This is a genomic window from Vibrio orientalis CIP 102891 = ATCC 33934 (assembly GCF_000176235.1).
GTDB classification, from domain to species: Bacteria; Pseudomonadota; Gammaproteobacteria; order Enterobacterales; family Vibrionaceae; genus Vibrio; species Vibrio orientalis.
The window spans coordinates 1,674,244-1,699,907 of record NZ_ACZV01000005.1 but is presented as its reverse complement, the minus strand read 5'-3'; the positions used below and the strand labels follow the sequence as shown (position 1 = coordinate 1,699,907).

Genomic DNA, 25,664 nt, shown 5'->3' with positions numbered 1-25,664 from the left:
CTGGCGTTTTTTTATTCTGAGGACTACTTATTCTCGTTTAAGTAATCTAATACGACTTCATGGTGAGTCTTAGTTTTGAACTTATTGAAGACATGTTCAATTACACCTTCTTCATTGATCAAGAAGCTGATGCGGTGCAGGCCGTCATAAATTTTGCCCATAAATTTCTTCTCGCCCCATACGCCAAATTGATCGGCAGCAGCGTGGTCTTCATCTGACAGTAGCGTAAAGTTAAGCTCGTCGCGCTCGATGAATTTGCCGAGGCGTTTGACTGGATCGATACTCACGCCCAGTACTACCACATTGTGAGCATCTAGCTCTGCTTTTACATCACGTAGACCTTGAGCTTGTACCGTACAGCCAGGTGTCATCGCTTTAGGGTAAAAGTAAAACAGAACTTTTTTACCTTTAAAGTCATTAAGAGTAACCGTTTCGCCATTTTGATCGAGAAGTGAGAACGCTGGAGCTGGAGCGCCTGCGGTAAGCGTGTTCATGGAGATTCCTTTTTATTGGCTGTTTTTTATAAAGTTCAGAGAACCTTGAACCGACAGTTGCTGGCACAGGTTGTCAAACTCTTCTTGCAGTTGCATTAAATTGCACTCAGAGTCGACTGTCGCCGTGATCGCGATGTGGAACTGGTTGGTCTCTGTATTAATTTTGTCTTTGTCTATCGTTTGGGCGCTGAGCGATGACAGGCCAATATTCTTTTGAGCAAAGAAGTGGGTAAACTTTTCCGTTAACCCCGGCTTATCTTCAGATTCGACAAAAACTTCTAATGTGTAGGCATTGTCCAAATGCGCATGGGTAGATGTGCGCTTCATGATCGTAATGAGATCATGTTCTTGGCCAAGTAGTGGCAATGTTGTTTCTACGCGAGTGACAGCCGCGTTATTGCCAGAAAGAAGCATGATGAGAGTGAATTCGTTACCAAATAGGGCAATGCGACTATCAACAATATTGCATCCGGACTGAGTGACTAAATGTACAACTTGGTTGCACACCCCGGGGCGATCCGTTCCTACGGCAGTAATCACTATATGTTGAGTCATAACTTCACTTATTAATGTTTCAATTATTAATCAGATAGCTTAGCACATTAGGCCGCTATAGAAATGTACCTGAAACGCTTTTTATTGGTGCGTTCGGGTGTAAATTAAACAGCTGTGAGTGACCATACGTATTCCTTGCTAGGAACTGACATTAGCCGAAATTAAAGGAGTAAGTTGCCAAAGTTCTAACATCTGATAAATATTCATTCAAATAGGTGATTTAAGCGGGTCTCAGTGCTTGTCTTTATCAATCGCCTTACAGTACCATGCGATTAGTATCTAAATTAGGGAGAAAGACATGTTTTCAGGAAGTATTGTAGCGTTAATTACACCGTTTAATAATGATGGCGAAGTTGATTACGTAAGCCTGAAGAAACTTGTGGACTACCATGTTGCAGCGAAAAGCGATGGCATCGTTGCAGTTGGTACCACTGGTGAATCGGCGACGCTGACTATTGAAGAGCATGTCAAGGTTGTCACTAAGGTTGTTGAGTTCGCTGAGGGACGTATTCCAGTAATTGCGGGCACAGGTGCCAATGCAACCCATGAATCCGTCACTTTCAGCCGTCTACTGAACAACTCAGGCATTGCAGGATGCCTAAGTGTGACGCCTTACTACAACAAGCCAACTCAAGAAGGTTTGTTCCAACACTATAAAGCGATTGCTGAAGAAAGCGATGTACCACAGATCCTGTACAATGTTCCGGGTCGTACAGCGGTAGACTTGTTACCAGAGACTGTGGCGCGCCTAGCAGAGATCGAAAACATCGTTGCATTGAAAGATGCGACGGGTGATTTAAGCAGAATTGCAATTCATCGTGAACTTTGTGGCGAAGATTTTATCTTACTAAGTGGTGATGATTCATCTGGCCTTGAATTTGTTAAGCAAGGTGGCCACGGTGTCATTTCGGTAACAAACAACATTGCTGCTGAAGATATGGCAACAATGTTCAGATTAGCGAAAGAAGGTAAGTTTGAAGAAGCGGAAATCATCAATCAACGTTTGATGCCGCTACACAAAAACTTATTCGTTGAATCTAGCCCAATTCCAGTAAAATGGGCAGCACATAAAATGGGTCTCATTGAGCACGGCGATTTACGTTTGCCGCTGACAGAACTGTCAGAGAAAGCTCGCCCAATCGTTGCTCAAGCAATGACAGAAGCTTGCATTTACTAAATTAAAGATGGATTGCCGGAGTTTAACGCTCCGGTATATAGGTATCAGGAGTTTCAATGAAATTGTCTCACCAGCTAGTCGTCAGTTCACTAGCTGTTTTTGTTTTAAGTGCATGTTCAGGCAGTGCGACTCAACGTCGTCAGGCTAAAGATGACTTTGAGTACTTAAATACTCCACCGCTAGAAGAGTGGACATTAGCTGACGGTGCGAAACGTCAGTTCTACATTGACTACAAAATCCCTCAGGGAGAGTTTACTGGTGGTGTTGGTCGTGAAGTCGATATTCGACCACCTCAACAGGTACTAGAGCTTATTCCTGGCGCACGTGCTGAAAGACAGCAAGGCGAAACTACACTTTGGCTGCTGCGTGAAGATGAAGTAGAAAAGGTGTGGCAGACAGCGTTAACCATGCTGGAAGAACGTCAAATTGGCGTTCGAGAGCAAACGGCTACACGCATTGAAACCGACTGGGTTACCTGGACATCAGAAGATGAAGATGGTGAGCTAGGCGCTCGTTACGCTATCGAACGGGTTGCCGCTGGTGGACGCCATGGCTTTAAGATCTCTCTCATTGATTGGCGTGAAGCGGGTAAAGAGATGCCTGTGACTGCAACCAATAAAGAGCGTTACAATGCTTTGATGACAAACTTAGTGACAGCTCGCTACGACTTAGATCTTCGTGAAGAAGCCGCGCGTAAAGCACAAGAGTTGGTTAAGAAGATTCCGGTTACGATGGGCACGGACCGCAGTGGTTTCCCGGTTATCATTGCTCGTACACCATATAACGTGTTGTGGCAGCGTCTACCGAAACTGCTTCCAGAGATGGGCTTTACTTTAGAAGAGCGTAACCAATCACAAGGTCATGTTAAAGCGAAGTATGCTTCTCCGGATGATGAGTTCTGGAATGACATTGGTGTTAAGCCGATTGCACTTAAGTCTGGCACTTATACTTTCCTATTTGGTGACCTTGGCAACCGAACTTCTATTAACGTGACTGACTCAACGGGTAAACCTGTTGAAGAGCAGTTATTGCAAGATATGGCTCCTGTGCTAGCTGCGGTTGTTGAAAAACAATCGAAGTAGTCGCCAATTACAGGTAATAAAAAAGCTGACATCATGTCAGCTTTTTTTATGCCTTAAATATCAGTAACCGATTGAGGTTACAGAACCATTGCGGCAATCCAACCAAACACAATCAGTGGGATATTGTAGTGGATAAAGGTAGGCACTACGGTTTCCCAAATATGCTCGTGCTGACCGTCGGCATTTAGACCTGATGTAGGGCCTAAAGTCGAGTCTGACGCTGGTGAACCTGCATCACCAAGCGCTGCCGCAGTACCGACTAGAGCAATCGTTGCCATTGGAGAGAAGCCAAATGCTGCAGCCAGTGGAACGTAAATTGTCGCTAGGATTGGAATCGTAGAGAACGATGAGCCAATACCCATAGTAACCAGTAGACCAACAACCAACATCAATAGTGCCGCTAGTGGTTTATTGTCACCAATGCTTGTTGCCAACGCTTCAACCAAAGATTCAACGCCACCAGTTTGCTTCATGACTGCAGCAAAACCTGCTGCCGCGATCATGATAAAGCCGATCATCGCCATCATGTGTACGCCTTTAGTAAAGACGTCGTGCGTCTCTTTCCAAGCAATCACGCCACCAAAGGTGAACACCATGAAGCCAGCAAGGCCACCAATGATCATTGAACCAGTCATTAGCTGAACGCTTAGCGCAGCAACGATACCTGCGGCGGCGACCGCGATATTCTTCGGCTGGATCTCTTTAGTGCTGTTGTCCACTCGGGTTAGCTCAGTCTCTTTATACTGACGCGGTTTACGGTAGCTAAAGAAAATCGCCGTTAGAAGACCAAAAATCATACCAGCTGCTGGCAGTAACATCGCGACTGGGACTTGGCTTGCAACAACGTTTTCTAAACCGTTGTCATGCAAATTTTTCAATAGAATATTGTTTAAGAAAATACCACCAAAACCGATTGGAAGAACCATATAAGGCGTGACTAGACCAAAGGTCAGTACACAGGCGATCATACGACGGTCGAGGTTTAACTTAGCGAATACGCCCAACAAAGGTGGAATCAAGATAGGGATAAAGGCGATATGGACAGGAATAACGTTCTGAGATGACATTGTCACAAGAACTAATGCGATTAACACTGCATATTTTAGACCAGTCGATGCCGCAGCATTCTCTTTACCATGAATACGTTTGATGACGCTATTTGCTAGTAGGTCAGTGATACCAGAGCGAGAGATCGCAACGGCGAATGTGCCTAACATTGCGTAGCTTAATGCGATGGTTGCGCCACCACCTAAACCACTCTCAAAAGCGGCAACCGCTTGATTGAGCTCCATGCCGGAAACCAAACCACCGACGATGGCGCTGAATGTCAAAGCAACGACGACATTCACACGCATCAGTGCTAAGGCAAGCATGATACATACAGAAATGACAACAGGGTTCATAATTTACTCGTGTGTTGTGTTTACGTTTTTATTTTTTGTCGGTGTCGGGTTCAACGACCGGCCAGCCACCAAGGGCTTTCCATTTGTTGACGATACCGCAGAAGAGTTCTGCCGTTTTTTGAGTATCGTATAGGGCAGAGTGGGCTTCTTTATTGTCAAAATCCATCCCGGCTGTTTTACACGCTTTAGCTAATACAGTTTGGCCGTAAGCCAAGCCACTTAGTGCAGCGGTATCAAACGTCGCGAAGGGATGAAAAGGGACTCGTTTAAGCTTGCAGCGCTCGCTCGCTTCCATCACAAAACTGTGATCGAAGGTGGCATTGTGGGCAACCATGATGGCACGGCTACAGTCTGCAGCTTTTTGTTCTTTGCGGACGAGTTTGTAGATTTCTTTGAGAGCTTCCGCTTCGGTCACAGCACCACGTAGAGGGCTAAATGGGTCACGGATACCATTAAACTCTAACGCTTCTTTTTCAAGGTTGGCACCTTCAAAAGGTTCGACATGAAAATGAATGGTTGAAGCAGGTGCTAAATCGCCGTTTTCATCCATTTTTAAAGTAACGGCGCAGATTTCCAGAAGCGCATCCGTTTTGGCGTTGAAACCTGCAGTTTCTACGTCAATAACTACCGGAAAGTAGCCACGAAATCGTTTTTTTAGCGTCAATGCTTCGTTTTCTATAGTCATGTGTACTTCATATAATGTGACAGGGCTGGCATTATTGCAGATTCTAAGCGGAAGAAAAACCGTAAATGCTGATTGAAAAAGAAACAATGGTGATTTGTACTATACAAATATTCTGGCTAGGTTTTTGCATTAATCTGATAGAAGATTTTTTAGCGGCAAGTTAAGTTCTGCCAGCCCTAATGAGAGAAGAAGTTTGTATGAAGAAGTTGTTTGCAACCGGTATCGCTATGTCTTTGATAACGTTAGCACCTTCGGTGTTCGCGCTTGAAAAGCAGTACGTTGCAACGCCTCAACAGTCGACATGGCAAATGGTTGCCAATACGCCATTAGAGTGTCGCTTGGTTCATCCAATTCCTAATTATGGCGAAGCGGTATTTTCCTCTTATGCGAGTAAAAAAATTAATCTCGACCTTGAGTTGAAGATGAAACGACCAATGGGTCAGACACGCGATGTGAGCCTGATTTCTATGCCACCTGCATGGCGACCTGGCGATAGTGCTGACCGTATTACTAACATTCGTTTTTTCCAACAATTTGATGGTTATGTTGGTGGTCAAACAGCTTGGAATGTTTTAGGTGAGCTAGAGAAGGGGCGTTACCCAACTTTTAGCTATCAAGAGTGGCGTAGCCGAGATCAACGTGTTGAAGTCGCGCTGTCCTCTGTATTATTTCAACGTTCATACAATGTCTTTAGCGATTGTATTGCTAACTTACTGCCATACAGTTTTGAAGATATTGCTTTCACCATTCTTCACTATGATCGAACTAGCGTTGAGCTGAATAAGCAATCGCAAAAGCGTCTCGCTCAGATTGCCGAGTACATTAAGCATAACCAAGATATTGATCTGGTTTTAGTCTCAACCTACACCGACGCCGAAGATAGCAAGAGCGCCAGTCAGAATTTGTCAGAGCGCCGTGCAGAAGTGCTACAGAATTACTTTAAATCTCTTGGCTTACCAGAAGACCGTATCCGTGTTCAGGGGTATGGTAAACGCCGACCGATCGATGACAATGCGTCACCAATTGGTAAAGACAGAAACCGACGCGTTGTGATTTCTTTAGGCAGAACGCAGGTATAGAAGACAAAGGCCAGTGAGACTGGCCTTTTTTGATCGTGCTAGCGCTAGTTTAAGCGGAACTTAGCGATGAGATTGCAGTTTGTCGCGGTATCGATATCCTGCACTAACTGAGCAATCTTCGGGTTCGGGTGGCGTTTCATAAACTCTACAAGGGCTTTTTTGCAACACCCCATCGAATCGATAAAAGCGTCACAATCAGTGTTAGGGCATTGTGGTACCAAGGTCAGCACTTTTTCTGAAGCGAGCTGCAGGTACTTTAGTTCGTACTTAATATCACCAATATTGCGCCAAAACATCGCCATATTGTGGCATGAGATCACTGAAATCATCAGTCGGTCTTCGACATCAACTTCAGTTTCATCTCCGATACGCTCACTTAATGTAAGGGCTTGTTGATAATGAAGAATGCTGCGCAAATGGTCATTATCCTTTAATGCCACATCAGCGAGTAGAGTATGCTTCTCCCATTCTGCAATTGCCATTGTTATGCTCTCCTAACTCCGAATGGTTAAAAGAGTAAATGATAATTATTATCGAGTAAAGTTAAAAAAAAGGAACAGCGAAGTGCTGTCCCATTTTTAATAACTCGGCTTGGTCGACTTAGCCTTCTAAACCTGCTGAAGCTTGTTTGTTTTGAATTAATTCAATCATGTAGCCGTCAGGGTCTTTTACAAAAGCGATGTGTGTTGAACCGCCTTTTACCGGGCCAGGTTCACGAGTTACGTTACCACCCGCAGCTTTAATCGCATCACAAGTGGTGTAAATGTCATCAACACCAATCGCGATATGACCAAATGCAGAACCGAGGTCGTATTCAGTGGTACCCCAGTTATACGTCAGTTCAATGACAGCGCCTTGAGATTCATCTTCGAAGCCAACAAAAGCTAAAGTATATTCATACTCTTTGTTTTCGTTGGTACGCAGTAGCTGCATACCCATCACGTCAGTGTAAAACTGGATTGATTTATCTAAGTCACCAACACGTAGCATGGTGTGAAGAATACGTCCGTTTGACATTGTTTGTTCTCCTAATCTTCAGGGTAAACTTTTTCTTTGAATTCACACAGGTCTTCGATGATACAGCTGCCACAACGTGGCTTACGCGCGATACAGGTGTAACGCCCATGAAGAATCAACCAGTGATGAACATCCAACTTGAACTCTTTCGGCACGACTTTGAGAAGTTTTTCTTCAACTTGGTCGACATTCTTGCCCATTGCCAGCTTGGTTCGATTGGAAACGCGATAAATATGGGTATCTACCGCGATAGTTGGCCAGCCAAAAGCGGTATTAAGCACCACGTTGGCTGTTTTACGACCAACACCGGGTAGTGCTTCTAACGCTTCGCGATCTTCTGGAACTTCACCGTTGTGTTTATCAAGGATGATCTTACACGTTTTGATGACGTTCTCAGCTTTTGAATTAAATAGACCGATGGTCTTGATGTACTCTTTTACCCCATCCACACCCAAGTCAAAGAGCCCTTGCGGTGTATTTGCAATCGGGTAGAGCTTGTCCGTCGCTTTGTTAACACTTACGTCGGTTGCCTGAGCTGAGAGCAGTACCGCGATCAAAAGTTCAAATGGGGTACTCCAGTTGAGCTCTGTTTGCGGGTTTGGATTATTCTCTCTAAGACGCTCTAGGATTAATCTTCGTTTGTCTTTGTTCATTTTGAGGCTGCTTTCCAGTGCTTGTGTTCATCAATACAAAGCTTGTTTGATGATTATTATTGATTTGTCACTCTTGCTCGCTCGATGGCTTGTTTTTCTTGTTTTGGCTGACGGGCTGCAATCTGTTTATCGATAACATTCTTAAGTGCGATAAGCAGTCCCACACCAATAAAGGCACCTGGTGGGAGCAGTGCTAATAAGAAGCTATTATCGAATTGGAATACTTCAATACGTAGTGAGGTCGCCCAATCACCGAGCAGTAAATCCGCACCATCAAACAGGGTGCCATTACCGATGATTTCTCGCATTGCACCGAGTATGACTAACACGCTCGTCATCCCCAGTCCCATCCAAAAGCCATCTTGAGCAGAAGGTAGGACATCATTTTTCGAAGCAAACGCTTCAGCGCGGCCAATAATGATACAGTTAGTTACGATCAATGGAATAAAGATGCCTAATGATAGGTATAGCCCGTAAGCATAGGCGTTCATCAATAGCTGTACGCAAGTTACCAGTGCGGCAATGATCATGACAAATACTGGAATGCGCACTTCTTTCGGCACGTAATCACGTACTAGTGAAACCGTAACGTTTGAGCCGACCAAGACGAGTAACGTTGCAATGCCGAGGCCCAACGCGTTAGTGACGGTTGAAGACACCGCAAGTAGTGGACATAGGCCGAGGAGCTGAACGAGCGCGGGGTTGTTATCCCACATGCCATTTTTAATCAGTGTTTTATGATCACTCATTATTGCCTCCACAATTTAGTGGCTGAGACTGAATCTGGTCACGATTGCTGTTGACGAAATCTACCGTGTTCTTGACCGCCTTAACGACCGCGCGTGGCGTGATGGTTGCACCAGTAAACTGATCAAATTGACCACCATCTTTGCGTACTTTCCAGTCTGCTTGATTGTTGTCAGTCACTTGTTTACCGGTAAAGCCAAGAATCCAGTCCGATATACGTAAGTCTATTTTATCACCAAGCCCCGGTGTTTCTTGATGACTCAAGATACGTGTACCGGAAATAGTGCCATCTTGCTCAATGCCCACAATAATTTTAATCGCGCCGTTATAACCATCTGGTGCGATCGCTTCAATCGCCATGGCTGACGGTTCACCGTTGAGTGTCGCCATATAGACAGGCATTGCTTGGTCAGTACCGAGTTTAGGATCGCTCACTAAGGTACACGCTTGATAGAGATCGTTATCGTGCAAGTCGTGGGGAATGACTTGGTTTAATACTGAAAGAAGCTGCTTTTGCTCCTGTAGATGAATACGATCTTTTGTTAAATAATTGGTCAGTGCAACAACACCCGTTGATGCACAGGCAAAAATCGCTAAAACAGCACCATTTTTTTTAATTGCATTTAACATGATAACGCCTTAGTGACCGTAGGTTCTTGGTTTGGTGTAGTAATCAATCAATGGTACACACATATTGCCGAGTAGTACTGCAAATGCAACACCATCAGGGAAGCCACCCCAAGAACGAATGATAAAGACCATTGCGCCAATGAACGCACCAAAGATCAGTCGACCTTTGACGGTCGTTGAAGCTGAAACCGGGTCAGTTGCGATAAAGAATGCACCCAGCATAGTCGCACCTGAAAGCAGGTGAATGGTTGGTGATGCCGTTGTGCCTGGGCTTAGCAACATAAATAGGCCACTAATCAAGGTTAAGCTAACTAAAAAGCTTACCGGGATATGCCAATTAATGACTCGTAGCTTGATAAGAAGCAAGCCGCCGACTAAATAAGCGAGGTTAACCCACTCCCAACCAATACCGGCTAAACCACCGAACTGGGGTTGAGTTAGTGCTTCACTAGCGGTATTTCCTGCAGTCAGGGCTGTCTTGAATGCATCCAGTGGCGTTGCCATGGTAATGCCATCAATGCCAGTACGAATTTGTTGCAGCGAAAGTCCTTCAAGGTTAAAACCGGTGAAAATGAGCGACAATGCATCGCCACTAGATACAGGTGTAGCTTGAAGTTCCTGCGGAGAGATCCAACTGGTCATTTGTACTGGGAATGAAATAAGCAGCACAACGTAGGCGACCATGGCTGGGTTGAAGAGGTTCTGGCCAATACCACCGTATAGATGCTTGGCTATTACAATGGCGAAAATCAGACCGATAGTGATTACCCACCACGGAGAAAGTGGCGGTATAGCAATCGCGAGTAACCACGCTGTCACCAAGGCACTGTTGTCTCTTAGTGCCGACATTGGTGGGCGCTTTCTTGCGAGCATAACAAGTGCTTCAAGACTTAAGCCAATGACAATAGCCAATAGTAGTTGGATGATCGTACCCCAACCAAAAAAGTATGTCTGAGCGGCTAAGCCGGGTAGGGCACAAAGCGCTACCCATTTCATTAGGTCAGGAGTGCTTCTACGACTATGCGCATGGGGTGAGCTGGCAATAAAAAAGGCCACTACTCTTTCTCCTCAGTTTGTTTTTGTTGTTCTTTTTCTGCTTTACGAGCTTTAGCTCGGGCGATGGCAGCAGCAACGGCTGCTTTCTTAGGATCGTCCTCAGAAGCTTGCTCTTCATTCGCGTCATTGCTTTCGTCTGCTTTCTCCGCTTGTTGCTCAGCTTTGCGCGCTTTAGCACGGGCGATGGCAGCAGCGACGGCCGCTTTCTTTGGATCTTCCTCGACAGCTTGCTCTTCATTCGCATCATTGCTTTCATCTGCTTTCGCCGCTTGCTGTTCCGCTTTACGCGCTTTAGCACGGGCGATGGCAGCAGCAACGGCTGCTTTCTTAGGATCGTCCTCGGTAGCTTGTTCCTCAGTAGCGTCATTGCTTACGTCTGCTTTTGCCGCTTGCTGTTCCGCTTTTGGTGCTTGTTGCTCAGCTTTACGAGTTTTAGCGCGGGCGATGGCAGCAGCAACGGCCGCTTTCTTCGGATCTTCCTCAGAAGCTTGTTCCTCGGTAGCGCCACTGCTTTCGTCTGTTTTCACCGCTTGTTGCTCAGCTTTACGAGCTTTAGCGCGGGCGATGGCAGCAGCAACGGCCGCTTTCTTCGGATCTTCCTCAGAAGCTTGTTCCTTGGTAGCGCCACTGCTTTCGTCTGTTTTCACCGCTTGTTGCTCAGCTTTACGCGCTTTAGCACGGGCAATCGCAGCAGCTACAGCGGCTTTCTTATCCTCTGCTGCTGGTGGCGCATCAGACTCATTCGCTTCACTTGCTTGTGCTTTTTTCGCTTTAGCGCGAGCAATCGCAGCGGCAACTGCAGCTTTCTTGTCTTCTGCAGGAGCGTCAGAGCTAGCATTTTGTGCTTGTTCGGCTTTTTTCGCCTTGGCACGAGCAATAGCAGCAGCAACGGCATCTTTCTTGTTGTCCGTTGAGCTTGCAGTATCTTGTTGCTCTTTAGCTGCTTTGCGTTCGCGGGCTTGTTGCTTGCGTTCTTCACGCAATTTGGCCATTGCAGAATTATCAGGTTCAGCCTGACCACTCGTGGCAGCGGCTGCTTGTTTGGCTTTCGCTTTGGCAATCGCAGCTGCAACTGCAGGTTTAACCGCTTTCTCTTCTGATGAGTTTGCTTCTGATTTCTGAGCTTTGACGCGAGCAATTGCTGCCGCGATCGCATCGTCGCCGCCAGTTTGTTTTATCTCTTTACGACGATCGTCAGCGGCTTTCTTAAAGCGGTTTTCGCGTGCTGCTTTATCGCGCTCTAGACGTGCTTTCTTCTCTTCGAAGCGAACTTTAGCTCGCTCTGCTGCTTCTGACTCTTCTTTGCGTGTACGGATTTCCGCTTTAGCTTGGCGGTAATATTGCACCAGTGGAATTTCACTCGGGCAGACGAAGGCACAAGCACCACACTCAATACAATCTTTAATATTGAGCTCTTCACACTTATCCAACTCTTCGGCTTTTGAATGCCATAAAAGCTGCTGTGGCAGTAGAGATGCAGGGCACGCTTCGGCACATTGGCCGCAGCGGATACACGCCATTTCATATTGGTTAGGTGAAATCTCTTTGCGTGTAGGCGCTAGAATACAGTTAGAGGTTTTGGTGATTGGCACCTGAGAATGGGGCAGGGTAAAGCCCATCATAGGACCGCCCATAATTAGCCGAGGTAACTTCTTATCGGCTTTGTAACCAAACTCATCAAGTAATGACTGAACAGGGGTACCAAGCAGTGACCAAACATTACGTGGTTGCTTGAAGGTGTCACCAGTCAATGTCACGATGCGATCTACTAGTGCTTCACCGTCAACCACAGCACGTTTGATAGCGTATAGAGAGCCGACGTTCTGAACCAAAATACCGATGTCTGCAGGAATACCGCCGTTTGGCACTTCCTTATCGGTTAGAATTTTGATCAGCTGCTTTTCACCACCAGATGGGTATTTGGTCGGAATAACGCGGATAACAATATCTTTATGTTCAGCGGCGTGTTGTAAGGCTTTAACGGCTTCAGGTTTGTTGTCTTCAATACCAATAACGGTCAGTTTCGGTTTCAGAATATGTTCGACAACCTCAATGCCTTGGATGATTTCATCCGCATGCTCACGCATCAGCATGTCATCGGCTGTGATGTAAGGTTCACACTCTGCCGCATTGATGATCAGAATTTCTGTGCGAGCTAAACCCGATTGAATTTTTTTCGCGGTAGGGAAGCCTGCACCACCCATACCGGAGACACCCGCTAAACGGATTTTCTCAATCAGTTCGTCAGGTGTGCGTTGGGTAAAGTCACCCCATGTTTCACGCTCTACCCAAGTGTTTTCAAAATCAGGTTCGATAACGATACAAGTTTCGCTCAGACCCGATGGGTGCGCGGTAGTTCTTGGCTCGATAGCGACCACACGACCAGATGTTGGTGCGTGGACTGGCAGCATGAAACTCATGTCGTACTTAGTTAGCGCTTGGCCTTTCAGCACTTGATCGCCAACGTCGACTGTCAGGGTTCCGGGTTTACCAATATGCTGTTTTACAGGTAAAACAATTTCAGCGGGTATTTGCGCGCGCGCAATGGCTGTCTTGACCGACTGAGTCTTGTTTTCTGCTGGGTGTACACCGCCGGGAAATGTCCACAGCGCACCAGATTTGATTTGTTCGATTAGTGACAACATACCAGTCCTTAATTCACACTTTTCTGCTCAGCAGCAGAATCGGTAATATCAACAACAGGAATGGCGTCCATTTGCCACTTCCAGCTCGCTGTAGTGGTTTCTACAGGTATCATTTCAATACAGTCAGTAGGGCACGGGGCAACACAAAGGTCGCAACCTGTACACTCATCCTTAATGACGGTGTGAAGTGCTTTTGTACCGCCGACAATCGCGTCGACAGGACAAGCTTGAATACATTTAGTACAACCAATACACATATCCTCATGAATAAATGCGACAGTCTTTACCGCATTTTCAAGGTCATGTGCAGAGTCAGTTGCTTCGACGCCCATTAGGTCTGCAAGTTTTTCGATGGTTGCTTGACCACCCGGAGGACACTTATTGATCTCATCGCCATTCGCGATAGCTTCCGCATAAGGGCGACAACCCGGATAGCCACACTGACCACATTGGGTCTGCGGAAGAATATTGTCGATCTGATCGACAATAGGATCCGCTTCGACTTTGAAACGGATAGAGGCAAAGCCTAAAACGGCACCAAATATCGCGGCAAGAACAGCGATAGCGATAACTGCGATTAATATTGAGCTCATTACAACTTCACCAAACCTGTAAAGCCCATAAAGGCGAGTGACATCAAGCCCGCGGTGATCATCGCAATTGATGCACCTTTAAAAGGAGCTGGAACGTCAGCGGCACCAATACGTTCACGCATTGAGGCAAATAGAATTAGTACCAGAGAGAAGCCAACGGCAGCACCAAATCCATAAATGATCGACTCAATGAAATTATGGTTCTCATTAATGTTCAGTAAGGCGACACCCAATACCGCACAGTTAGTGGTGATCAGTGGTAGGAAGATACCTAACAATCGATACAAGGTCGGGCTGGTTTTGTGGACCACCATTTCGGTAAATTGCACCACAACGGCGATCACCAAAATAAAGCTCATCGTACGCAGATATTGCAGATGTAATGGTTCTAGAATGTAACTTTCAACTAGGTACGCGCACACGGATGCGAGAGTTAGCACGAAAGTCGTTGCTAACCCCATACCAATCGCGGTTTCGAGTTTTTTAGATACGCCCATGAATGGACATAAGCCCAAAAACTTCACCAGTACAAAGTTGTTAACCAGCACAGTGCCGACCAACAACAAAAGATATTCGGTCATAGTTATTTATTTAAGAAATTCCGATCCCAACATTATCCTGCTTTGCCAGTTCAATAACAACCAAGGAAAGATAAGGTTTTATATTGTTGAGTAAAAATTATACGAGATTGTCTTAAAAAAGTTGAATAAATACGTCTAGGTGAAGGAAATCGAACGCTTATCTTTCACGAGATGAATAATTTCTAGATGAAAAGAGCAGCAAATACTGCTCTTTTGAGAGAGGAATCACGAGGAGTTAATTGAATAGCGGCGAAACTATTCCCAATTTAGAACCTGCCAGTCGCGATGAGCCGCTTGTTTGGCCAATTGAGGACATGGATTGACCAGATAAGCGTGATCCGCGTATTCGCATAGAGGCAAATCGTTGATTGAGTCCGTATAAAAGTGGATTTCACAGTAAGTTGTTGATTGTGCGTCTAGCCATTGCTTTAAGCGTGTCACCTTGCCTTCTCGATAGCTTGGTATCCCTGCTATCTCGGCCGTGTAATGGTTGTTTTGCTCAACTAAGTTGATGCCAAGCGCAGTGTTAATGCCAAGTCGCCGACCAACCGCTTCGACCAAAAACGTCACGCTGGCGGAAATGATCACCATATCAATCCCATCGCGTGAAAGCTGCTCGATTAAGGTTTTTGACTGGGAAAATTGCTTATTTAGGATGTGGTTCTCCACACACTCTTCCACCAGCGCATTGACGTGCTCAATGGGCATATCAACCAGTGGCGCCATGGAGAATTGAAGGTAGTCCTCCATGTCCATTTTGCCTGCGGCATAGAGACCCATTAATTGCTGATCTTGTTCAATAAAGTCAGGCTGATTGACGATGCCTTTCTCAACCATAAACTCATTCCAAATCATGGCACAATCAGCGTCGATGAGGGTTTCGTCCATATCGAATACGTATAAAGGTTTAGCCATGGTCATGCACTCACAGGTTGGATTTCGTTAAGGTTAAACAGTAGCTCTAATTGACTGCCATTGGCCAGTAGGCGCTCTGAGGAACGATTGAGTAAATCAACCGTGAGTTGGCACTCTTCAACGTCTACTTGGTAGCGGATAACGTTACCCAACAACTGGTGGTTTCTGATGGTAGCAATTTGTGGCGCTGAGATATGCTCACCATAGTGGCGGCCTTGCTCTTTCACGTAAATGGACTCTGGGCGAATTGCTACTTTCCACTCAGTATCGATATTGAAAAGTTGTTTCGCATGATTTGCTTCAACTAGGTTGTAATGGCCCATAAACCCAGCAACAAACTCGTTGGCTGGTTGAGTGTAAATCTCCTCTGGTGTACCAGCTTGGACGATTTCGCCTTTGTTCATTAGAAAGATGCGGTCAGACATGATCATCGCTTCTTCTTGGTCGTGAGTAACAAAGATTGTGGTCAGGTTCATCTCTTTTTGAATATCGCGGATTTGCTGACGCAGACGCTTACGGATTTTGGCATCCAGGGCTGACAAGGGTTCATCAAGCAATAGGATTCTCGGCTTAACGACTAATGCGCGGGCGAGGGCAACACGCTGACGTTGGCCGCCAGAAAGTTGATGCGGGTAATGCTTTTCTTTGCCTTTGAGATCGACCAGTTGAATCACTTTGGCAACTTCAGCTTGAATAGTGTCTGCATCCAATTTTTTCATCTTCAAACCAAAGGAGATATTGCCTTCAACTGTCATGTTGGGGAACAGGGCATAAGACTGAAAGACCATACCAATGCCACGCTCTTGAGGCACTTGGTGCGTGATCTCTTCACCGTTGACCCAAATCTCGCCGCCATCAACAGGATTTAACCCCGCAAGGCTACGCAGCAATGTCGATTTACCACAACCACTAGGGCCGAGAAGGGTAATGAACTCGCCTTGCTCAATGGTGAACTGAATATCTTCAAATACGGTATTGTCGCCAAAACGCTTAGTCAGGTTGTGTGCAGTTACGTAACTCATGATTGTGCTCCTCGGCTAAAACGACTTGCTAGCCAAGTTAGTAAGAAAATAAATAGGAAGTAGGTCATTACTAGGGCAGAAGTAAAGTGGCCGCTGGTTTGACGCATGTTGTATAGGTAGATTTGTAGGGTTTCGTAGCGAGTGCCGACTAAGATATTGGCAAAAACGAATTCCCCTAATAAGAATGAAAACGACAAGAACAGCGAGGCCATCAATCCCTTTTTTACGTTCGGCAAAATGATCAGCAAGAACGCTTTGGTGGTGCTGGCTCCGAGCAGATGGGCGGCATCCATTAAGTCGTGCAGATTGATCGCTTCAAAGCTATTTGAAATTGCACGATACATAAATGGCAGTGCGATGGTGAAGTAGGTACCAATCAAGATCCAGGGCGTGCCAATTAGGGATATTTCACTGTCGGCATAGAGCTGAAGTAAGCCTACCGATGACACCACTGGCGGCACAGCGAAAGGCAGTAATATCATGATATTCATTAGCTTATCGAGTTTCGGAAAGTAATAAATCACCACAAAGATGGCAGGTAGAATTAAGGCCACGCTTAGAGTCAGTGAAGCGATACAGATAAACAGTGAACGTCCAAATGCTTGCAAAAATCGCGGGTCTGTAAGCAGTTTGATGTACCAATCTAGTGTAAAACCGTCAGGTAGAATGGTCGCGCCCCAACGTGATGAGATTGAATAGACAAAGGTAGCCAGTATCGGTATCAACATAATGGTGACGATGGTGTACACCACGGTTTGGTGGAATCGAGGATTAATATTTTGCATCACTTATTTCCTAGCACTCTTGCCCGCGTAGCTTTTTGAAATCAGCCACTGGTTAATGACTGTTATGAAGGCGAGAAGGAGCATCAGAATGACTGAAATTGCCGCGGCAAGGTTTGGCTCAAGGAACAAATCACCAGAAACCAAGCTCGCAATGCGAATGGTAATGAGGTTGTAGTTGCCAGAAGTGAGTGCATAAACGCTGGCGTAGGCACCAATCGCATTGGCAACCAAGATAATGAAAGTGCCCAACAGTGCGGGAGATAACACAGGCAACGCCACCTTTGCCCAGTATTGCGAGGTACGCGCACCCAGTAATGCTGCCGCTGCTTGCCAATCATCACTCAAGGCATCAAAGGCTGGGTAAAGCAGCAATACCGCGAGAGGAATTTGGAAATAGATATAGATTGCCAACAAGCCCCATTTTCCATACAGGTCAAAATCACCGAGCAAGCCATATTGCTTGAGCAGTAGGGTAATCGCCCCATTGGTGCCCAAAATAATGATGAAGGCGAAGGATAACGGCACGCCAGCAAAGTTGCTGCTCATGTTGGTGAAAGCAATCACGCCATCACGGATTCGAGAATTGACTCGACGTAGCGAAGAAACCAATACAGTGGCAATCAATAGTCCGATGATGCTTGACCACACCGCCAGCCATAAACTGTTGCCAAAAGCCTGCATCATAAACGCAGAGTCGAGAACGTCAGTGTAGTTATCGAGAGCAAATTCATCATCGTAGATAAAGCTGTTGATCAGCACCCAAATCATCGGCGCCAATTGAAATAGATAGAAAAATAGCGCGAAAGGGGCCAGCCAGAGGGCAGGTCTTGCTCGCTTTAACCATGTGCCCATGGTCGCTTGGCGTGGCTCACTAGAGCTTGGAGTGAGAACGGAGCTGCTCATAGTGCTAACAATTCCTGAGTATAAGATTTAGAGTGGTCGAGATTTAATAGCTGGCAAATGGTGCCGCAGAGATCAGTTTGTTCAGCGTGACACTCCTGATGAGTGAACTTGTCACCAATAACGAACAGTGGCACTTCACGTTCTTCTGGCAGAATGCCGCCATGAGAAAGATCGTTGTTCATGCCGTGATCACTGGTCACTATTACTTGATAGCCATCGCTGATCCATTGCTCGATATAGTTAGAAAGAATAATGTCGGCGTGGCGGGCGCTGTTTCGATATTGGTAAGAGTCTAAACCGTGCTTATGACCCATATCATCGATGTTCATTGGGTGGATCAGCAAGAAGTCCGGCTGGTGGGTTTGACGTAAGTGCTCAGCATCAAGGAACAGGGCTTCATCAGGGTAGTCATCCCAATGATAGAAACAGCCATGTTGGATATTGAGTGATTCATCATTGGTAAAGCGGTCACGTACTGGATTAAATGGCGCGCAATTGTAAAGCTCACTGACCCAGTGATAGGCCGCCGCCGCAGTGACTTTGCCTTGTGATTTCGCAAGGCTGAAAATTGAGTCGTGATTCGATAGGCGTACAATGTCATTGTTGGTAATGCCACTTTCAACTGGGCGAACGCCAGTCAAAATACATTCATAAAGCGGGCGTGACAGTGACGGCAATTCACATTGTATCGGATACAGCGTTGCACGCATGCTTGGCTGTGGGTGACGTTGTTCTAAAAGACCGTTTAGGTAGCCCATACACGTTTGGGCTACCTGATAGTTCAGTCCATCTAGAACAACAAGGATAACCTTATTGCTCATAGTTACGGGCTCTTATTGTTGGTGAATCAAGACACTTTCTTGCCATTGGCGTGGCAACTTACGCGCTGATTTTTCCCACGCTTTGAAGTTGGTCACTGGGTGAACATTGCTGTATTGGTCATTAGCAATTAGCTTGTCTTGCACAGACTTAGGTAGCGTCACGTTGGATCGGATTGGGCGCGCGTAACCTTCGGCTAAGTTGATTTGACCTTGGTCGCTGAAGATATATTCGCGAGCCAGTTTGGCGGCATTTGGGTTCTTAGCGTATTTGTTGATAATGGTGGTGTAACCTGAAATGACTGAACCATCTTGAGGAATGTTGACCGAGAAACGCTCGCGATCAATCTGGTCGCGGTAGCTAAGTGCGTTGAAATCCCACAGAATTGCGACTTCTACTTCGCCCTTTTCTAAGTTAGCAATGCTTGGGTTTGTGAACGATAGGCGGCCTTGCTTAGATAGCTCAGCGAAGAATTTAATCGCAGGCTTCAGGTTAGATTCGTCACCACCATTTGCAAACGCAGCCGCAAGGACTGCGTTGTTAGCCTGAGACGCAACACCGACATCTCCGACTGTGACTTTGTAGTCACCTTTCAGTAGGTCATCCCAAGTTTTAGGTGCATCTTTAACTAAGTTATTGTTTGAGATAAACGAGATAGTCCCCGTGTAGGCAAGTGCCCAGTGGCCATCTTTGTCTTTGGCCCAATCTGGAACATCACTCCAAGTGGTTGGTTTATAAGGTTGAGTCACGCCCTTCTTCACTGCGACACGGGCAAACGCAAAACCGACATCACCAATATCTGCGGTGGCATTTTTTTTCTCAGCTTCGAACTTTGCGATTTCTTGTGCTGAGCTCATATCTGTATCTTGATGTTTCAAACCGTAGTTTGATTTCAAGTCTAGCCAAGTATCTTTCCAGTTCGCCCAACTGTCTGGCATGCCTACACTATAAACCGCCCCTTCTTTTTGCGCGGCTTTAACCAATGATTCTAGGTCTGCATCTTTTGCCATAGCTGGCACTGATAATGTTACAGCGATCAGTGCTGCGGGCACGATTTTCTTTGCAGAAAAAGTAGTGGAACGATTTAGCAAAGTTTTCATTGTCTCTATCCTTCTGGACTAGGTCAGTAAGTTCGAAAATTATCCTAGGCAGAAAGTGTGACGATTTGGCGCAACAATTTTGACAGTTTTGATGCGTTTCGATGGCAGTAATATTTCATTGGTACAAAATGTGCCCACGGTTAAGGTATGTCATATTTCTGTTACCTGTGACTCTTATTGTTTTGGTAAAACTACGTATGGACTAGATCACCCTATGAGCGCCGTTGTTAGCCGCCAATCACAGACACAACTTGGAAAAATTAAAAAGAGTCTGAGAGAAAAAATTCACTCTGGAACCTTGTCTGAAGGACAAAAGCTACCTTCAGAAAGAGAGCTCAGTCAGCTGTTTTCGACCACACGAATAACACTTAAAGATGCACTGGTTTCTTTGGAGACGGAAGGGCTGATATATCGAGAGGAGCGTCGTGGTTGGTTCGTATCACCGGATCGAATTTGTTACAACCCGTTGTCGCGTACTCACTTTCATCAAATGATTCGCGAGCAGCACCGTATTGCGGAAACTAAGCTGGTGAATGTGCGCAGTGAAATGGCGAGCGGTGATTATGCAAGGGCATTAGAGGTCGAGCACGCAACGCCAATTCATATTATTGAGCGGCTGCGTTATATTGACGGGCGCGCGGTGTTGTTTGTCGAAAATGTCCTGAAAGCGCCTTTGTTTGACGGCATATTATCTGAAAACCTGACTATGTCACTGACGGGGATCTATCGTGATAAGTATGGTTATGAGACGCTGCGCTCGCGATTCGATGTTATCCCGACCTCTGCGCCTTCTCATGTTGCCAAAGCGTTGAATCTTGTCGAAGGGCAGCCAGTACTTAAAATCTGTCGTGTTAACGATAAGCAAGATGGCGAACTGATGGATTGCGAGTATGAGTATTGGCGACCCGACGCGGTGAGGATTCGAATCGATAGTTCTAGTGAGTGATTGGGAATGAAAAAGCTCCAGTGAAAACACAGGAGCTTTTTATATCTACCTAAACAGGAGTATTATTTTGCCACATTGCCAGCTACATTCAGGGCATCCCACGTGCGCGCGAATGGTGGCGCATAACAGAAGTCCATGTAACCTAGTTGCTGGGTGGTCATCTTCGCCGTGATGGCAACAGCCAACGCGTTGATTCTGCCTACTGCCCCTTTCTTGCCGACGATTTCGCCACCAAGTAGAACCTGGGTCTCAGGGTGGTACACAAGCTTCACTTTGATATCTTCTTGGCCTGGGTAGTAATCGGTTTGGTTCTTATCTGAAATGGTTGAAACCTTCACGTCCAAGCCGTGCTCTTTGGCAAGAAGTTCAGATACACCGGTACAAGCCAGTTCGTAATCTAGCACTTTCAAACAAGACGAACCTAGGAATCCACTCATGTAAGTGTCTTTACCAGCAAGTTTGTCGGCCATCATACGGGCTTGTTTATTGGCAGTGGTTGCAAGTGGGACGTATACCGATTTGCCTAGCGCCATATGATGAACCACGGCACAGTCACCGACCGCGTAGATGTGGGCGTCTTCTGTTGTACCAAACTCATCCACCAATAACGCACCGTTTGCTGCTTTTGGCAACTCAAACGTTTCTGTGTTTGGTTTGAAGCCAAGTGACATGATCACCACGTCGGCTTCTACGTTACCGTTATCGGTTTCTACGATGTAACCGCCTTGTTCAGCATCGCGAATTGCTGATACGCTGCAACCGGTTTTAAGCTCTGCGCCGGATTCTTGAATCGCGCCTTCTAACATTTCAATCATCTCAGGGCTGAACTGACGGCTCATCACATGCTGTTCGCGTTCGATGATAGTGACGTGCTTACCAAGCAGGTGCGCAGCGTCGAACACTTCAAGACCGATAAAGCCACCGCCGATAACGCAAACACGTTGTTTGTTGCTGTCCTTCAATGCTTCTTTTACTGCCAAGCCATCTTCCATGCTGGTTAGCGTGTATACGTGTTCAGGGTTGAATTCGCCAAATGAAGGAACGATTGGGCGTGCACCTGTCGCGATCACTAGCATATCGTAATCGATGGTGCTTTCTTCCCCTTGGTGACGAACTTTGATCTGCTTTTCAGTGCGGTCTAGTGCCACCATTTCTGTTTCAATGCGTACATCTAAGCCTGATTTGATCGCTTGCTCTGGCGTACGAGAAATCATGCGTTCAGTGTCATCAAACATGCCACCCGCAAAGTAAGGTAAGCCACACGCACCGAACGAGATGTAATCGCGCTTATCCAGTACAACCACTTCATCCGATGGCTGATTACGTTTGTATTTTGCTGCGAAACTCATACCTGCAGCGCTACCGCCTACGACAACAACTTTCATATTTATTACCTAAATAACCTGAACTCAGGAAAACGGAAGAGCACCCGCGATGGGTGCTCTTCATTCAGTTTGAAAACTATACAGCCGCTTCTTTTGTTACTGTTGCAGCAACATCAGCGTTGTATTGCTCAGCGTTTAGTGAGCCATTCTTCTTCGCGGTTAGCACGCCTGACAGCATGGAGCCAGAAATGTTAAGCGCGGTACGAGCCATGTCGATCAATGCTTCGATAGAAACCAGAATTGCCACAACCGTAATGTCTAGACCCATGATAGTCAGTACTGCTACTGCTGCGAACGTTGCACCGCCACCAACACCTGCGATACCGAATGAAGCAATCGCGATAACCGCAATCAGTTGTACGATGAAGCCTAGGTCAACTGGCATACCCATTACTTGAGCCGCCATGATAGCTAGCATTGCTGGGTAGATACCAGCACAACCGTTCTGACCGATACTGGTACCGAATGTTGCTGACATATTTGCTGTTTCTTCGTCCACACCTAGACGTTGAGTTTGAGTTTCAACGTTTAGTGGGATTGCCGCCATGCTTGAGCGAGAACCGAAGCCGAATACTAGCACTGGCCAGATTTTCTTCATGAACTTCGCAGGAGACAGACCGAACATAGACACCATCACGAAGTGGATAGCGAACATTACACCGATTGCCACATAGCTTGCTAGTAGGAAGCGACCCATTTCTGCTAGTGCGAACAAATCGTTTGTCATCATGAACGTGGTCATCAGAGCGAATACACCGTAAGGCGTCAGCTTAAGAATCTCACGTACCATTGAAAGTACCACTTCTTTTGCAGAGTTGATGAAATCAACGAAGTTTTGCACTTTCTCAGGCTTACGGTTTTTCACTTGCAGGATACAGTAGCCAAGGAACATACCGAACAATACTGTCGATAGTGTAGAAGTACGCTCTGAACCCGTTAGCATGTCAAAGATGTTAGTTGGGATGATAGATAGAGCCATACCCGATAGACCACTGCTCGTCATCGCATCTTGTGTTGCTACTAATGAATCACCGCGAGCTTCAATCGCGCTACTAGTGCCAATTGTGCTCACTAGTGCGTTTGCATCGATACCGAATAGGTAAATACTCGCGATACCAACTGCTGCAGAGATAGCACAAGTGAAAAGTAGAATACCGATGATTTTTGGTGCGATACGAGACAGAGCACCACCGCCCTCTACGTTCATGATCGAAGAGATCATCGCCACAAAGACAAGTGGGATAACGATCATTTGTAGAAGTTTGATGTAGCCTTTACCAAACACAGAAATCAGTTCAGCAAAGCCAGCTGTTGCCACGTTACCAACACCGAATACTAGCTGAATTGCGCCGCCGAATAATAAACCGGCAGCAAGTGCACTTAGTACGCGAAAGTTAAAGCTTTTCTTTTGTTTTTTGAAGTTCGCAAGCAATGCATAGAACCCAAAGAACAAGATGCTCAATCCAATAAATGAAACGCTCATGAGAATCTCCTATTGATACCCATTTATGTCCGAAAGTCGGTTATTTTTTGTATGCAATGGCTTCAACTTCAACCAATGCGTCTTTTGGTAATCTTGCTGCTTCAACACAAGAGCGAGCAGGTGCGTTTTCGGTACCAAATACCTCTGTGTACACTTCGTTAAATGCGACGAAGTTTTCCATATCTGATAGGAAGCAGGTTGTCTTCAGTACGGTGTCTAAGCCTGCGCCGCTTGCTTCTAGAACTGCTTTTAAGTTTTCTAGAGATTGGCGTGCCTGCTCTTTGATACCGCCTTCAACAAACTGCATGGTCTCTGGAACCAGTGGTAATTGACCAGATGTGTAAACCATTTCGCCATAAGCTGTGCCTTGAGAGTAAGGACCGATAGCGGCTGGTGCTTGCTGCGTGGCAATGATCTGTTTCACAATATAACTCCTAAGTTATTAATTTTATTCTGATTTAAATTCACGGATAAACTTGTAAACCGCCTGACGGCTGATCCCAAGTTGTTCTGATACTTGTGTGGTCGTCTCTTTTAGCTCGAATACGCCGTTATCAAACAGGCAGCGAATGATGGCTTTGTTACGACCTTTTGCAGAAATTGTTTCGTCTTGATCCACTTCTTGTGTGGCTGCACTCAACGCTTGTTTGATCACGTCGTTCGCGTTGTTGCTGAACGTCTCGCTGACTATGGTTTGCGAGACACTACATTGCGGCATCAGTGTTTTAACAATTTCAGGGAATGGGAAAGATAAGTTCATATTGATGCACAGCATGCCAATCGGCTTTTGCTCTGGACCTGCCAAAATGCACGTCGTCGATTTCAACAAAGAACCATCGGCGGCATTGGTGAAATAGCTCTTTGGTGAAACTTCGCCTGTTTTCTCGAATGTGCGCCACATACGCAAGCCCAAATCAGTGATAGGGGATCCAATTTCACGCCCGGTATGATGGCCATTCACAATCTTCACGACTGAATTCTCTAGGCTTTCAAATGAATGAATAACCACTTCGCAGTAAGGACCAATCAAATCAGCGATTGTGTCTGCCAAGCGAAAGTAGTTGCTCAAACATTCCCTGTCTTCGTCGGTGAATCGAACTTGCTTTACATTCATCATTTCGGTTTACATTTTTGAACTCAATGATTGCAAACTACTCCTTTTGGGTTAGTTGAGCAATACAGAGTAAACTTCTGTAAACCTTAAAAATGTGCATAAAACGCCGTCATAAACGGAATAATTGATCGAAATCACGCACAATAGTTGAACAAGATCACCAAAAACAAACGGATTGGGTTTAATTTCTTAAACCGCATCAAAGTTTAAATATTTAAAATCAAAGATTGCATTTTTGAGCACTTTAATGATCTAGAACAATAAATCATGGCCGAGCAAAGCTTCAGCAAGACGTACAGTTAAGGATCAATAAATAGAGTCGTAGCATCGGAAAGGAAAAATATCGAAAAGTTGCCGAGAGTTAACGCGGCCGGCTAGGACGGTCCGACGCTTCGGCTGAGACATTAGTTTGGGACAAACCAGGAGCAGTAGAGACGAAAAAGCCGCGTCTTACGACACGGCTTTTTGTAGAATTTGGCTCCTCCTGCTGGGCTCGAACCAGCGACCTGCGGATTAACAGTCCGTCGCTCTACCAACTGAGCTAAGGAGGAATTGCTTTAAAGCGAAGCGAATCTTAGCGATGGAAATATTGGGTGTCAACTATCGATAGTTAAAATAATTGCAAATATTCGCACTTTTTTCACTTTACTTTTCTGTATCCCTTATCCAATAAGGGCTATATTTACTTATCCACCAAAATTGTGGATAAGTGTGTGGGTTAAATTTGAGTAAGTCAGAATAATGTAAAATATCACTGCAGCAGCGTTATTGCCGAAAGGCGAAAGAAATTCATAA

The 25,664-nt window shown here is 45.8% G+C and carries 27 protein-coding genes and 1 tRNA gene; 4 read left to right on the top strand and 24 right to left on the bottom strand.

The genetic code is table 11. The annotated features are described in order from the left end of the window. Positions 1–23: 23 nt before the first annotated feature. Positions 24–494, bottom strand: coding sequence for a thioredoxin-dependent thiol peroxidase (bcp, locus tag VIA_RS18370; protein ID WP_004414958.1), 471 nt, complete (start codon positions 492–494; stop codon positions 24–26). A gap of 12 nt (positions 495–506) precedes the next feature. Beyond that, the gene (locus VIA_RS18365; protein WP_004418317.1) at positions 507–1,049 is read right to left on the bottom strand and encodes a glycine cleavage system transcriptional repressor; all 543 of its coding nucleotides are present in this window, start codon (positions 1,047–1,049) and stop codon (positions 507–509) included. Between the two features lie 298 nt (positions 1,050–1,347). On the opposite strand from VIA_RS18365, the gene dapA reads away from it, so the two are divergent. Together dapA and bamC are read left to right on the top strand one after the other, a co-directional pair. After that, the gene (gene dapA / locus VIA_RS18360) at positions 1,348–2,226 is read left to right on the top strand and encodes a 4-hydroxy-tetrahydrodipicolinate synthase (RefSeq protein WP_004414955.1); all 879 of its coding nucleotides are present in this window, start codon (positions 1,348–1,350) and stop codon (positions 2,224–2,226) included. A 56-nt stretch (positions 2,227–2,282) separates the two neighbouring features. Continuing rightward, complete coding sequence (gene bamC, locus VIA_RS18355) at positions 2,283–3,308, top strand: outer membrane protein assembly factor BamC (protein WP_004414953.1); 1,026 nt, start codon at positions 2,283–2,285, stop codon at positions 3,306–3,308. A gap of 77 nt (positions 3,309–3,385) precedes the next feature. Here the strand turns inward: bamC and VIA_RS18350 are convergent, their stop codons facing one another. Beyond that, positions 3,386–4,711, bottom strand: coding sequence for a Na+/H+ antiporter family protein (locus VIA_RS18350; protein ID WP_004414951.1), 1,326 nt, complete (start codon positions 4,709–4,711; stop codon positions 3,386–3,388). Between the two features lie 28 nt (positions 4,712–4,739). Further along, a complete protein-coding gene (gene rnt / locus VIA_RS18345; protein WP_004414950.1) occupies positions 4,740–5,396 on the bottom strand; it encodes a ribonuclease T in 657 nt (218 codons plus the stop codon). 197 nt (positions 5,397–5,593) lie between these two features. Between rnt and motY the strand changes: the two genes are divergently transcribed. Further along, positions 5,594–6,475: a flagellar protein MotY gene (motY, locus tag VIA_RS18340; protein WP_004414948.1), complete on the top strand. Its 882-nt coding sequence runs from the start codon at positions 5,594–5,596 to the stop codon at positions 6,473–6,475. Positions 6,476–6,519: 44 nt separating this feature from the next. On the opposite strand, the gene VIA_RS18335 is transcribed toward motY, so the two are convergent. From VIA_RS18335 to VIA_RS18265, 15 genes are all read right to left on the bottom strand, one after another. Continuing rightward, positions 6,520–6,957 (bottom strand): DUF2753 domain-containing protein, encoded by a 438-nt coding sequence (locus VIA_RS18335; protein ID WP_004414947.1) that lies wholly within the window; start codon positions 6,955–6,957, stop codon positions 6,520–6,522. 118 nt (positions 6,958–7,075) lie between these two features. Further along, the gene (gene gloA, locus VIA_RS18330) at positions 7,076–7,492 is read right to left on the bottom strand and encodes a lactoylglutathione lyase (RefSeq protein WP_004414945.1); all 417 of its coding nucleotides are present in this window, start codon (positions 7,490–7,492) and stop codon (positions 7,076–7,078) included. 11 nt (positions 7,493–7,503) lie between these two features. Then, positions 7,504–8,145 carry an endonuclease III gene (nth, locus tag VIA_RS18325; protein WP_004414943.1) on the bottom strand — a complete coding sequence of 214 codons (642 nt, stop codon included), beginning with the start codon at positions 8,143–8,145 and terminating at the stop codon, positions 7,504–7,506. Between the two features lie 56 nt (positions 8,146–8,201). Further along, positions 8,202–8,894 carry an electron transport complex subunit E gene (locus VIA_RS18320; RefSeq protein WP_004414942.1) on the bottom strand — a complete coding sequence of 231 codons (693 nt, stop codon included), beginning with the start codon at positions 8,892–8,894 and terminating at the stop codon, positions 8,202–8,204. Further along, the gene (gene rsxG / locus VIA_RS18315; protein ID WP_004414940.1) at positions 8,887–9,522 is read right to left on the bottom strand and encodes an electron transport complex subunit RsxG; all 636 of its coding nucleotides are present in this window, start codon (positions 9,520–9,522) and stop codon (positions 8,887–8,889) included. The genes VIA_RS18320 and rsxG overlap by 8 nt, the downstream gene beginning before the upstream one ends. Positions 9,523–9,531: 9 nt before the next feature. Beyond that, positions 9,532–10,578, bottom strand: coding sequence for an electron transport complex subunit RsxD (gene rsxD / locus VIA_RS18310; protein WP_004418313.1), 1,047 nt, complete (start codon positions 10,576–10,578; stop codon positions 9,532–9,534). Next, entirely contained in the window at positions 10,578–13,223 is a 2,646-nt protein-coding gene (rsxC, locus tag VIA_RS18305; RefSeq protein WP_004414937.1) for an electron transport complex subunit RsxC, read from the bottom strand. Before rsxC ends, rsxD begins: the two co-directional genes overlap by 1 nt. Positions 13,224–13,231: 8 nt before the next feature. Next, the gene (rsxB, locus tag VIA_RS18300; protein ID WP_004414935.1) at positions 13,232–13,816 is read right to left on the bottom strand and encodes an electron transport complex subunit RsxB; all 585 of its coding nucleotides are present in this window, start codon (positions 13,814–13,816) and stop codon (positions 13,232–13,234) included. Beyond that, positions 13,816–14,397 (bottom strand): electron transport complex subunit RsxA, encoded by a 582-nt coding sequence (rsxA, locus tag VIA_RS18295; protein WP_004418311.1) that lies wholly within the window; start codon positions 14,395–14,397, stop codon positions 13,816–13,818. Before rsxA ends, rsxB begins: the two co-directional genes overlap by 1 nt. Positions 14,398–14,652: 255 nt before the next feature. Then, entirely contained in the window at positions 14,653–15,312 is a 660-nt protein-coding gene (locus tag VIA_RS18290; protein ID WP_004414931.1) for an HAD family hydrolase, read from the bottom strand. Positions 15,313–15,314: 2 nt separating this feature from the next. After that, complete coding sequence (locus VIA_RS18285) at positions 15,315–16,334, bottom strand: ABC transporter ATP-binding protein (RefSeq protein WP_004414930.1); 1,020 nt, start codon at positions 16,332–16,334, stop codon at positions 15,315–15,317. Then, on the bottom strand, positions 16,331–17,119 hold the full coding sequence (locus tag VIA_RS18280; RefSeq protein ID WP_004414928.1) for an ABC transporter permease: 789 nt from the start codon (positions 17,117–17,119) through the stop codon (positions 16,331–16,333). The genes VIA_RS18285 and VIA_RS18280 overlap by 4 nt, the downstream gene beginning before the upstream one ends. Positions 17,120–17,122: 3 nt before the next feature. Continuing rightward, positions 17,123–18,022, bottom strand: coding sequence for an ABC transporter permease (locus VIA_RS18275; RefSeq protein WP_004414927.1), 900 nt, complete (start codon positions 18,020–18,022; stop codon positions 17,123–17,125). Continuing rightward, entirely contained in the window at positions 18,019–18,843 is an 825-nt protein-coding gene (locus VIA_RS18270) for an alkaline phosphatase family protein (protein ID WP_004414925.1), read from the bottom strand. The genes VIA_RS18275 and VIA_RS18270 overlap by 4 nt, the downstream gene beginning before the upstream one ends. A gap of 12 nt (positions 18,844–18,855) precedes the next feature. After that, a complete protein-coding gene (locus tag VIA_RS18265) occupies positions 18,856–19,941 on the bottom strand; it encodes an ABC transporter substrate-binding protein (protein ID WP_004414923.1) in 1,086 nt (361 codons plus the stop codon). Positions 19,942–20,155: 214 nt separating this feature from the next. Here VIA_RS18265 and VIA_RS18260 point away from each other — a divergent pair, with 214 nt between their 5' ends. Continuing rightward, positions 20,156–20,887, top strand: coding sequence for a UTRA domain-containing protein (locus VIA_RS18260; RefSeq protein WP_004418310.1), 732 nt, complete (start codon positions 20,156–20,158; stop codon positions 20,885–20,887). Between the two features lie 62 nt (positions 20,888–20,949). On the opposite strand, the gene VIA_RS18255 is transcribed toward VIA_RS18260, so the two are convergent. From VIA_RS18255 to VIA_RS18235, 5 genes are all read right to left on the bottom strand, one after another. Then, the gene (locus VIA_RS18255; RefSeq protein WP_004414917.1) at positions 20,950–22,272 is read right to left on the bottom strand and encodes a CoA-disulfide reductase; all 1,323 of its coding nucleotides are present in this window, start codon (positions 22,270–22,272) and stop codon (positions 20,950–20,952) included. Between the two features lie 76 nt (positions 22,273–22,348). Continuing rightward, positions 22,349–23,755: a cation:dicarboxylate symporter family transporter gene (locus VIA_RS18250; RefSeq protein WP_004414916.1), complete on the bottom strand. Its 1,407-nt coding sequence runs from the start codon at positions 23,753–23,755 to the stop codon at positions 22,349–22,351. 40 nt (positions 23,756–23,795) lie between these two features. Further along, positions 23,796–24,179, bottom strand: coding sequence for a RidA family protein (locus VIA_RS18245; RefSeq protein ID WP_004414915.1), 384 nt, complete (start codon positions 24,177–24,179; stop codon positions 23,796–23,798). A 24-nt stretch (positions 24,180–24,203) separates the two neighbouring features. After that, on the bottom strand, positions 24,204–24,872 hold the full coding sequence (locus tag VIA_RS18240; RefSeq protein ID WP_004418308.1) for a helix-turn-helix transcriptional regulator: 669 nt from the start codon (positions 24,870–24,872) through the stop codon (positions 24,204–24,206). Positions 24,873–25,344: 472 nt separating this feature from the next. Beyond that, positions 25,345–25,420, bottom strand: a tRNA-Asn gene (locus tag VIA_RS18235). Positions 25,421–25,664: the final 244 nt, after the last annotated feature.